General features: G+C 46.5%; 11 protein-coding genes. 10 read left to right on the forward strand and 1 reads right to left on the reverse strand.

From position 1 onward, the window contains the following. Positions 1-14 precede the first annotated feature (14 nt). Positions 15-1,358 (forward strand): Na+/H+ antiporter family protein, encoded by a 1,344-nt coding sequence (locus AC3AQ9_RS12650; RefSeq protein ID WP_488307846.1) that lies wholly within the window; start codon positions 15-17, stop codon positions 1,356-1,358. Between the two features lie 113 nt (positions 1,359-1,471). Then, a complete protein-coding gene (gene hutH / locus AC3AQ9_RS12655) occupies positions 1,472-3,025 on the forward strand; it encodes a histidine ammonia-lyase (RefSeq protein ID WP_488307847.1) in 1,554 nt (517 codons plus the stop codon). A gap of 203 nt (positions 3,026-3,228) precedes the next feature. On the opposite strand, the gene AC3AQ9_RS12660 is transcribed toward hutH, so the two are convergent. Continuing rightward, complete coding sequence (locus AC3AQ9_RS12660; RefSeq protein WP_488307848.1) at positions 3,229-4,101, reverse strand: DMT family transporter; 873 nt, start codon at positions 4,099-4,101, stop codon at positions 3,229-3,231. A 423-nt stretch (positions 4,102-4,524) separates the two neighbouring features. Here AC3AQ9_RS12660 and AC3AQ9_RS12665 point away from each other — a divergent pair, with 423 nt between their 5' ends. From AC3AQ9_RS12665 to AC3AQ9_RS12700, 8 genes are all read left to right on the forward strand, one after another. Continuing rightward, positions 4,525-4,827, forward strand: a complete 303-nt coding sequence (locus AC3AQ9_RS12665) for an urease subunit gamma (protein ID WP_488307849.1) — start codon at positions 4,525-4,527, stop codon at positions 4,825-4,827. 24 nt (positions 4,828-4,851) lie between these two features. Continuing rightward, positions 4,852-5,175, forward strand: a complete 324-nt coding sequence (locus tag AC3AQ9_RS12670) for an urease subunit beta (protein ID WP_488307850.1) — start codon at positions 4,852-4,854, stop codon at positions 5,173-5,175. Beyond that, entirely contained in the window at positions 5,172-6,884 is a 1,713-nt protein-coding gene (ureC, locus tag AC3AQ9_RS12675; RefSeq protein ID WP_488307851.1) for an urease subunit alpha, read from the forward strand. Before AC3AQ9_RS12670 ends, ureC begins: the two co-directional genes overlap by 4 nt. An 11-nt stretch (positions 6,885-6,895) precedes the next feature. Beyond that, complete coding sequence (ureE, locus tag AC3AQ9_RS12680) at positions 6,896-7,351, forward strand: urease accessory protein UreE (RefSeq protein ID WP_488307852.1); 456 nt, start codon at positions 6,896-6,898, stop codon at positions 7,349-7,351. Next, positions 7,344-8,030, forward strand: a complete 687-nt coding sequence (locus tag AC3AQ9_RS12685; RefSeq protein WP_488307853.1) for an urease accessory protein UreF — start codon at positions 7,344-7,346, stop codon at positions 8,028-8,030. The genes ureE and AC3AQ9_RS12685 overlap by 8 nt, the downstream gene beginning before the upstream one ends. Before the next feature lie 35 nt (positions 8,031-8,065). Next, positions 8,066-8,677 (forward strand): urease accessory protein UreG, encoded by a 612-nt coding sequence (ureG, locus tag AC3AQ9_RS12690; protein ID WP_488307854.1) that lies wholly within the window; start codon positions 8,066-8,068, stop codon positions 8,675-8,677. Between the two features lies 1 nt (position 8,678). Beyond that, complete coding sequence (locus AC3AQ9_RS12695) at positions 8,679-9,503, forward strand: urease accessory protein UreD (RefSeq protein WP_488307855.1); 825 nt, start codon at positions 8,679-8,681, stop codon at positions 9,501-9,503. Between the two features lie 147 nt (positions 9,504-9,650). After that, on the forward strand, positions 9,651-10,124 hold the full coding sequence (locus tag AC3AQ9_RS12700; RefSeq protein ID WP_488307856.1) for a hypothetical protein: 474 nt from the start codon (positions 9,651-9,653) through the stop codon (positions 10,122-10,124). Positions 10,125-10,471: the final 347 nt, after the last annotated feature.

A 10,471-nucleotide genomic window follows, 5' to 3' on the forward strand; every position in this document is an offset into this window, starting at 1 on the left:
AAAGGGGGAGCTTTATGTTAACAAATCCGGTCGTATTGTCAGTTATTGTATTAACTGTTCTGAGTTTAATGAGAGTCCATGTCATTTTTGCATTAATCATCTCTGCTTGCGTGGCAGGCATCGCGGCAAATCTATCTCTGTCCGAAACGATTTCCATGTTTCTTGGCGGAATGGGCGGGCAATCAGAAACAGCCATGAGCTATATATTATTAGGCATATTCGCAGCGATGATCGCTTACTCAGGCATCACAACGACATTGATTGATAAATTGCTCGCCATGAAAAAAACAAAGAAAGTGGTGCTTTTGCTGCTGATTGCAGGGCTCACTTGTTTATCGGGGAACTTGATTCCGGTCCACATAGCGTTTATCCCAATTTTGATCCCGCCTTTGCTCATCTTCTTCAATTATTTGAAGATGGATCGGCGAGCGGTTGCCTGTTCACTTACCTTCGGTTTAAAAATGCCTTATCTGTTAATCCCGGCTGGCTATGGACTTATCTTCCATGGAATCATTGCCGGTGAGATGAAAGCGAGCGGCATGCAGATCTCCATGTCCCAAATTCCTTTGGCGATGGCGATCCCTTCTATTGGAATGTTTGTCGGGTTATTTATAGCCCTATTCATCACTTACCGGAAGCCGCGGGATTATGACCAAGGCCAGACAAAAGAAGAGCTTATTGAGCCCTCTGAAGTAACAGCTCCTGCAGGGAATGTTCTTGGAATTGTAAAGAAGCCGACAATGAATCCGAAAACCTTTGTCACGTTGTTGGCCATTGTAGTGGCTTTAATTACGCAAATTTCCTTTGGCTCGCTTGTAGTGGGGGCAATGGCAGGTATTATTGTCATGTTCGTCGGCCGTATTGTCACATTGAAAGAAGGGGAAGAAGTGGTCCAGGAAGGCGTAAAACTGATGGGGGCAATTGCTTTTATCATGCTCATTGCTTCAGGTTATGCAACCATCCTGAAAGAGACGGGAGCTGTGACGGAACTAGTGACTGCAGTTGGTTCGGTTCTTGGGGACAGCAAACTATTGGCAGCCACTATCCTGCTTTTGATCGGCCTTTTGGTGACGATGGGCATTGGAACTTCTTTCGGTACGGTGCCAATCTTGGCTACTGTGTTTGTCCCGCTCTGCTTGCTCATGGGATTCAGCCCATTGGCGACGGCAGCTTTGATCGGAACGGCAGGAGCACTGGGAGACGCAGGCTCTCCGGCTTCCGATTCTACATTAGGGCCGACATCGGGATTGAACGCAGACGGCCAGCACAACCATATATGGGATACGTGCGTACCAACGTTTCTTCATTACAATATTCCGCTGTTCATCTTTGGCTTGGTTGCAGCAATGGTTCTCTAAAGATGTAAAAAACGACAGAACAATAAGTTTTTGATTAGTCTGAAATTTATATAGGCAAAAAAGAAGATTAATGTTAGCTTAGTATGGATTGAAGCGGCAGAGGAGTGGAGAAAATGGCGAATGAAAAAACAGTTGAATTGGACATCCAGGCAGTTGCCGAGCATCTGAGCGTCGATTTGGATGGCAGGACGCTGGATAGGCATAAAATAGAAAGAGTGGTCTTCGGAGAAGCGAAAGTGGCAGTGCCTGAAGCTGATTTGAAACGGGTACGGGCGAGCCGTGAACGGATTGAAACTCAGCTTAAGGACGGAAAAGTGATTTATGGAGTGAACACCGGATTCGGAAAATTAAGCGATATCGTCATTGAAGAAGAAGACATTGCCAAATTGCAGCTGAATCTATTGCGGGCAGATGCGGTGGGTGTCGGAGATCCGCTTCCGACCCCGGTTGTCAGAGCCATGATGGTGCTGCGGGCGAATGCGCTTGCTAAAGGTTTTTCCGGAATCAAGGAAGATACGCTTCAGCTGCTGGTTGAAATGATCAACCGAAAAGTGCATCCGGTTGTTCCATGTAAAGGTTCAGTAGGGGCGAGCGGTGATTTGGCACCGCTTTCCCATATTGCCATCGTTTTGATCGGCGAAGGAAAGGCTGAGTTTGGAGGAGAAGTGCTGAGCGGTGCAGAAGCACTCAGCCGTGCCGGGCTAAAGCCGGTTTCGCTGGAAGCAAAGGAAGGACTCGCTTTGATCAATGGAACTCAAGCAATGACGGGAGTAGGAGTTGTGGCGCTTAACGAAGCGGAACGCGTCGGGCTGGCCGCGGATATGGCTGCCTGTTTGACCATGGAGGCGCTGCAAAGCATCATTTCGGCATTCGATAGTGAACTATTGGCTGTGCGCCCGCATCCGGAACTTGAGACTGTGGCTTCCAGGATGCGCAATTGGCTGGAAGGAAGCAAGCGCATTACTCATCAAGGGGAGATCCGCATGCAGGACGCTTATTCCATCCGTTGTATTCCTCAAGTGCACGGAGCATCTTGGCAGTCACTCCATTACGTAGAGGACCGCCTGAAAATTGAAATCAATTCGGCAACAGACAATCCGATTATTCTGGAAAACGGTGAAATCATTTCCGGTGGCCATTTCCACGGCCAGCCGATTGCCCTGGCTATGGATTTTATGAAAGTCGGTGCGGCAGAATGGGCTAATATTTCCGAGCGGCGGACAGAACGGCTGGTGAACCCTCAGCTGAGCGGCTTGTCTCCGTTCCTCGCTTCAAATCCAGGCTTGGAATGCGGATTAATGGTTGCGCAATACGCGGCAGCTGCCCTTGTATCTGAAAATAAAGTGCTGGCCCATCCTGCAAGCGTAGATTCCATTCCGACATCTGCCAACCAGGAAGATCACGTCAGCATGGGAACGATCGGCTCACGACAAGCACGAGAAATCATCCATAATAGTGCGCGTGTGATTGCCATTGAATTAATCTGCGCTTCCCAGGCGATTTATCTTGAGCAGGCGGAAAATCAACTGGCGCCTGCTACGCGGGCGTATATGGAGAAAGTCAGAGAAATTTGTCCGCCGTTGAAAGAAGACCGGGCCATCTCAGATCAGATGGAAGAATTGGCGCAATTTATTTTACGCGACGACACATTAAAGCAATTGCCTTAAGCACACAAATAACTAATGAAAAATGGCCGCCTTTTCCTGTGATTCAGGTCAAATGCGCCGCTTGCTTTTGAAGGAGAACCGGCTCATGTTGCATTCACCATTCCGGTGCCGGCTTAGGATCTTCCCTTTCAATAGTCAAGGTGTGCGGGGGAGCTGAAAACCGAAAGAAAAACAAATAGAAGCCTCTCCAATTGGAGGGGCTTCTATTTTGTCCGAAGGGAAATGGCTACGCCAATAAGAATAATGGTGGCTCCTACTACTTGAAGAGCTTGAATGGCATGACCCAAAATCATCAAGCTGAAAAGCATTGCGATGAAGGGTTCTAAATTCAACAGCAGGGACGCTTTTGAAGCGCCCACTTTCTGAATGGAATTATTCCATAAGAGTGTACATAAGCCATGCATAATGACGGCGGTCGCAATCAGCAAGAGCCAGTAAGAAAGGGGAATGGCCCAAATCTGGCTGGCGTTTTCCCAAGGGATAAAAGGGATCAGACCGACCACACCGAAAACATTGCTGTACCAAGTAATGACAGCAGGGTGGATGGTCTTGGATAAATGCTGGACGAAAATTAAAAACACAGAAAAAGACAGCATCGTCAATGCAATCAATAATTCACCGGTACCGATGCTTGGAACCAGCAGATTGCCGTTTGAAATGACTAGCCAGACACCGACTAATGCGATAAAGGAGCCGAACCAGAAGCGTGCGGTTTTCCTTTCATTAAACCAATAAGAAGAGAGCAGAGAAGTCACAATGGGGGAGAGCGCAAGGATTAAAGCAGCTGTTACCGGCTCGGTGAATTGAAGGCTTGCATAGAAGCTCCATTGATTTAAAGAAACACCTATAAATCCGGCAATTGCCAGAAAGATATAATTGTAAACGGTCAGTTTCTGGACCCGGACAGCTCGGAACGTCACGAAGAAAAGAAAAATCAAGATAAAGACCAAACGCAGAACTGCAATGATGCTGGGATCAAAAACTGCTACTAAAATAGCGCCGAAGACAAAATTGCTGCCCCAAGCGATAACGCAAAACAAAAGTACTGCATAAGTAAACCATATTTTATTTTTCAAAACCGGGATTCCTGCCTTTCTGCCAATCAAAAAAGAAAAAGGAAGAGAGATGCTCTTTCTCTTAATGTGCATCGTAATGATGCTGTGGAGGCGCCAATTAGGCGCCTTTTGCCAAGCTATTCTTGTCCGTTTTGGCTGTTCCATTCCACAGTTTAGCATATGGCCAAGCGGCTGTCTCTAGTACGGAGTGGGACCTTATGCCAACTTTGAGTAGTTATAAATAACTGCTTTGTGTACGCCCTCTTTACCTTTAAAATCGCCTATGCTAAGTTCGACTAGAGGGAGAGTTTAAAAGCCGGAAGCTCAGGGAAAAGAAAAACGAATTGTTTATTAAAAATTCAGATATTTTAAAAAACGTTCGAATTGAAAGTCTCAATGAGGGCTTTTTTTACTTTCTGAGAAAAATTGAGAGGAGGTTCAGACATGCATTTATTGCCTCGGGAAATTGATAAATTAATGATTGTTGTAGCTGCAGACCTTGCGAAAAGGCGCAGAGACAGAGGATTGAAGCTTAACCATCCGGAAGCGATGGCTCTAATTACGTATGAAGTGGTAGAAGGAGCAAGAGATGGCAAAACGGTTGCGGAATTGATGGAATACGGAGCCACCATCTTATCGCGGGATGACGTGATGGAAGGCATTCCTGAAATGATCAAAGATATTCAAGTTGAGGCCACATTCCCCGATGGAACAAAACTGGTGACTGTCCACAACCCAATTCGCTAACTTGAACATAGGAGGAATCGACATATGGAACCAGGACAATACGTACTAAGAGATGAAGATATCATTTGCAATGAAGGAAGAGCAGTTTCTACGGTTTCAGTCGTTAATACAGGAGACCGGCCCGTACAGGTAGGTTCGCATTTTCATTTTTATGAAGTGAATCCAGCTCTCCAATTCAATCGAGAAGAGGCATACGGAAAGCGCTTGGACATTCCTGCCGGGGCTGCAGTCCGATTTGAACCTGGAGATGAAAAAGAAATACAGCTGATTCAGTTTGCTGGAGAACGCCGGGTATATGGTTTCAATAACAAGGTGGATGGACCACTGGAAAGCAGGGATGAATCATGAGTTTCAAAATGTCCAGAAAGCAATACACCGAAATGTTTGGACCGACAACAGGGGATGCAGTCCGCCTTGCCGACACCAATCTTTTTATACAAATCGAAAAAGACTTTACGACATACGGTGAAGAAATGGTGTTCGGCGGAGGAAAAGTCATCCGCGATGGAATGGGGCAGAATCCACTTGCCGCACGCGAAGACGGAGTGCCGGATGTCGTCATCACGAACGTTATTATTTTTGACTACACTGGAATTGTAAAAGCGGATCTCGCTATCCGTGACGGCAAAATATTCGGCATCGGGAAAAGCGGAAATCCGCTTATCATGGACAATGTTGATATCGTCGTAGGAGCAGCAACCGAAGTGATTGCCGGTGAAGGGCTGATCGTAACAGCAGGTGCCATCGATACGCACGTGCATTTCGTTAATCCTGAACAAGTCCAAGTAGCGCTGTCAGCCGGGACGACTACATTGATTGGCGGCGGCATGGGTCCAGGAGCCGGCTCGAAAGCCACTACCGTTACCCCGGGTGAATGGAATATCCACCGGATGCTGGAAGCGGCAGAAGGATTGCCGATCAATATTGGATTCACAGGGAAAGGACATGCAGCAACTTCCGCACCTTTAGCAGAACAAGTAAAAGCCGGAGTCATTGGATTAAAAGTGCATGAAGACTGGGGCGCAACCGGCTCTTCTCTTGACCACGCGCTAAGTGTTGCCGAGGAGTACGATATCCAAGTAGCTCTTCATGCCGATACTTTGAACGAAAGTGGATTCATGGAACAAACAATGGCAGCTGTGAAAGATCGCGTCCTCCATATGTACCATACAGAAGGAGCAGGCGGCGGACATGCGCCGGACTTGATAAAATCAGCAGGCTATCACAATATATTACCGTCTTCAACCAACCCCACCCTCCCCTACACCGTCAATACGATTGATGAGCATTTAGATATGGTGATGGTTTGCCATCACTTAAATCCTTCAGTACCGGAAGATATAGCTTTTGCCGATTCTAGAATACGCCGCGAAACGATTGCGGCAGAAGACATCCTGCAAGATATGGGTGTATTCAGCATGGTCAGCTCCGACTCCCAAGCCATGGGACGAGTGGGAGAAGTAGTCATAAGAACATGGCAAGTAGCGGACAAAATGAAGATGCAGCGTGGTGTCATGCAAGGCGACAGTGAATATGCGGACAATAACCGGGCTAAGCGCTATATTGCGAAGTATACGATCAACCCGGCGATTACACATGGCATTTCAGCCCATGTCGGCTCGATTGAAGTAGGGAAAATGGCGGATCTGGTTCTATGGAATCCTGCATTCTTTGGGGTGAAGCCTGAAATGGTTCTGAAAAATGGAATGGCTGTAGTCGGTTTGATGGGAGATGCCAATGCATCGATTCCAACACCGCAGCCGTATATTTCACGTCCGATGTATGCCCAGTACGGCAAAGCCTTATCAAGAAATTCTGCCACGTTTATTTCTCAAGCGGCTTTTGACGGCGGTGTCCATGACATACTCGGACTTCAAAAAATCATTTTGCCTGTCGGCGGCATCCGCACTTTGTCGAAAAAAGATATGAAACTGAATTCGGAAACGCCTGATATCACGGTGGATCCACAAACGTATGAAGTAAAAATAAACGGAGAACTGCTGACTTGTGCACCTGTAGATAAGGTGCCGATGGGGCAGCGATATTTCTTATTCTGAGGTGAAGTGCATTGATCATCGAAAAAGTGGTTGCGAACATAGAAGAAATGGACGAACAGGAAATTACTAAACGCCACATTGAAAAAGTCTATTTGGAGAGCGCTTATTTGGTCAAACGGATTCAACGCGTCAAAACGGATCATGGCAACGAACTCGGCATCCGCTTAAAAGAAGCGCGCGATCTTGTGGCAGGCGATGTGCTGTTCATGGACGAAAAAAACATGATTGTAGTAGACGTGCTAACTGATGATTTGATTGTCATCAGTCCCCGGAGCATAGGAGAAATGGGGAACATCGCCCATCAGCTTGGAAACCGGCATCTGCCTGCTCAGTTTGAAGGCAACGATATGTTGGTTCAATATGATTATCTTGTGGCAGAGCTATTGGATGAATTGGGAATCCCATATAGACGGGAAGACCGTAAAGTGAAAAAGGCATTCCGCCACATCGGCCACAGCCATGAATAAAAACTTACTTTCACTGTTTCAACTATGTGATTCCGGTTTGCCGACTGGAGCATTCAGCCATTCGTTCGGTTTGGAAAGTTATATACAGGCAGATACGATTAAAGATCAAAAAACCTTTTTTGACTGGCTGAAGGTCTATATCCATGATCAATTGATCTACACGGATGGACTGGTGTGCCGTTTGGTATACGATGCGCTTGAGCGGCAGGACTTGCAGGAAATATGGAAATGGGACCGGATGCTGATGGTCCAGAATTTGCCGAGGGAAACACGGGAAGGCACTCAAATGATTGGTGACCGTCTACTGAAAATCGCCCAATCGCTATACGATTTCCCGGTGCTTGCGCTGTATCGGGAACGCATTGAAAATAAAGAGGCATTTGCCCACCCTTCGATTGTTTTTACCATGATTGCCCATGGTCTGAATGTTTCGAAGGAAGATACCGTGCTTTACTATCTGTATTCGGCATCCTCAAGCTTAATCCAAAATGCTGTCCGCGCGATTCCTTTGGGGCAGACGGCAGGAATCATGATTACCCATGAATTCCATCCTGAATTGCAATTGGCAACACAGAAAATCATGCAGTTGGCGGAAGATGATTTCGGGATTGCTTCACCTGGGATTGAACTTTCCCAAATGCAGCATGAGCGCGTGAATATCCGCATTTTCATGTCTTAATGATGAAATTTTTATAAAGAAAAGGAAGTGTTTGAATGGGACCGATTAAAATTGGTGTCGGCGGGCCAGTAGGAGCAGGAAAAACCATGCTCGTTGAAAAAATAACCCGCAATTTAGAACATGAAATAGATATGGCTGTCGTCACAAACGACATATACACGAAAGAAGACGCAAAGTTTTTAATGGAAAATGGTGTGCTGCCGGAAGACCGCATCATTGGAGTTGAAACAGGAGGATGTCCGCATACAGCCATCCGGGAAGATGCGTCGATGAACTTTGCGGCCATCGATGAATTGGTGAAGCGCCATCCGGAAGTCGAGCTTGTCTTTGTCGAAAGCGGCGGCGACAACCTGGCAGCGACGTTCAGCCCTGAACTCGTCGATTTTTCAATTTACATCATTGATGTTGCACAAGGCGAAAAGATTCCTCGAAAAGGCGGCCAAGGAATGATCAAATCTGATTTATTCATCATCAACAAAACCGACCTGGCGCCTTATGTCGGCGCCCGACTGGACGTTATGGCTTCAGATACAAAAGTATTCCGCGGCGATAAACCGTTTGTGTTTACGAACCTGAAAACCGAGGAAGGGCTTGATGAAGTCATCGAATGGCTGAAAACCCACGTTCTGTTAAAAGGGCTGGAATAATATGACCCTATGGACAGGCGAGCTATCGCTGGATTTAGAAGAAAGAAAAGGAAAGACGGTAGCGAAGAACGTGTTTTTCCAAGGTGCCTTCAAAGTGATGCGTCCGATTTACCATGATGATACGGGCAAGGTCTGTTATTACTTATTGAACCCGGGCGGCGGCTATTTAGACGGAGACCGTTACCGGATGAAAATAACGGCCACCGAAGGCGCTAAAGTTACGTTAACGACCCAATCTGCAACGAAAGTGTATAAGACGCCGAAAGGCCATGCCTACCAGGAGATGGACATCGTCTTAGAAAAAGGCAGTTACCTGGAGTTCATCCCCGACCCGTTGATCGCCTATGAAAATGCGCGTTACCGGCAAAAAAATACCGTCTGGATGGATTCGGGAGCGGTGTTTCTTTACACCGATATCTTAACGCCCGGATGGTCGGCAAGCGGCAAGAAATTCACCTACCATACCGTCCAATTGATCAATGAAATCTATGTGGACGGAGAACTTGCTGTATTTGACCATATTAAATTATCGCCGGAAAAGCAGAGCATCACGGGTTTAGGATTCATGGAAGGATACAGCCATATGGGTTCAATGATTGTCGTCGGCGAACAAACGGATAGTGAACTGCTCAATGATCTGTATGAAGCGATCCTTGCCCAAGGAGCCGATGTGAAATTCGGCTTATCACAATTGGTCGTTTCAGGCTTCAGCATTCGTATACTGGCGAACTCAACGCAAGTAATCGAAAGAATAATCACCGAATGCCATCAATTGATCCATGAACGGTGGTTCGGCATAACCCCCAACTCATTAAGAAAGTATTAACCATTAAAAATCTATCAGTTCAACAAGCTGATAGATTTTTTAATAAAAAGCGCGTGAAAATGATAGCATTCTTTCGTAAAAGCAGGTTACTTACTTTATAATGAGGGGAATTATTAAAGTAGAAAATGTTTTAAGGAGGACATGAACATGTTTGAAGAAAAGAGGGATGAACCAGTACTGAAAGATTTTGAAGTAAAGTCGGTGTTTGAAGACCGGATACATGAAAGATACGCGTTTACATTCAAAATAGAAGACCATGAATTCAAAGGCCATTTTCATGAAGACCAAATTCAATGGCTGCACCCGCATCCAAAGCAGATAATTGGTGAAGAAAAAATAGGCGCGATTGAATCCATAATCCATAAGCTGATGGTGCAATACGGGATTTCGACTGATACGAAGGAATTGGAAGTAAAGCCGGTGTTCGAAGACAAATCCTACAAACGCCACCAATTCACATTGAATGTGCAAGGCGAGCAATACAAGGGATTCGTCCATGAAGATGAAATTCAATGGTTCCATCCGCAGCCAAAGCAAAAGCTGGAAGACGAACAAGTGCAGGCAATCGAAGCGGAGATTCATGAGAAATATGCAGATTTTAAGAAAGAGGAAGATAAATAAAAGAAAGCCCTGCTTAATTGCAGGACTTTCTCTCAAGCTGTCGAGAAATTCTCGACGGCCTTTTTTCATTTCGCTCCAGGACGGACGCTTTTCGCGGGGTGCGGCCTAAGCCTCCTCGCTCGCTGACGAAAACCTTGTGCTCCTGCATCGCTGCGCTAGCTTCGTCGCAAATGAGGTGGGCAAACTGCTTTTGCCCACCTCATTCCCTGCGGGGTCTCAGGACTCGCACTATTCCCGCAGGAAAGGCATCAGCCAACCATAGTTGGGTGGTGCCTTTGCGACGAAGCGCCTGGCGCTGCAACGCCCTTTCATGTTTCGAAGCTAGCGTAGCGATGCAGAAACAGGAG

The organism is Planococcus sp. VCh962, assembly GCF_057748275.1.

Coding starts and splice junctions, on each gene's coding strand:
- AC3AQ9_RS12695 (WP_488307855.1), top strand. CDS start 8,679: ATGACCCTATGGACAGGCGAGCTATCGCTGGATTTAGAAGAAAGAAAA.
- ureC (WP_488307851.1), top strand. CDS start 5,172: ATGAGTTTCAAAATGTCCAGAAAGCAATACACCGAAATGTTTGGACCG.
- AC3AQ9_RS12650 (WP_488307846.1), top strand. CDS start 15: ATGTTAACAAATCCGGTCGTATTGTCAGTTATTGTATTAACTGTTCTG.
- ureG (WP_488307854.1), top strand. CDS start 8,066: ATGGGACCGATTAAAATTGGTGTCGGCGGGCCAGTAGGAGCAGGAAAA.
- hutH (WP_488307847.1), top strand. CDS start 1,472: ATGGCGAATGAAAAAACAGTTGAATTGGACATCCAGGCAGTTGCCGAG.
- AC3AQ9_RS12670 (WP_488307850.1), top strand. CDS start 4,852: ATGGAACCAGGACAATACGTACTAAGAGATGAAGATATCATTTGCAAT.
- AC3AQ9_RS12665 (WP_488307849.1), top strand. CDS start 4,525: ATGCATTTATTGCCTCGGGAAATTGATAAATTAATGATTGTTGTAGCT.
- AC3AQ9_RS12700 (WP_488307856.1), top strand. CDS start 9,651: ATGTTTGAAGAAAAGAGGGATGAACCAGTACTGAAAGATTTTGAAGTA.
- AC3AQ9_RS12685 (WP_488307853.1), top strand. CDS start 7,344: ATGAATAAAAACTTACTTTCACTGTTTCAACTATGTGATTCCGGTTTG.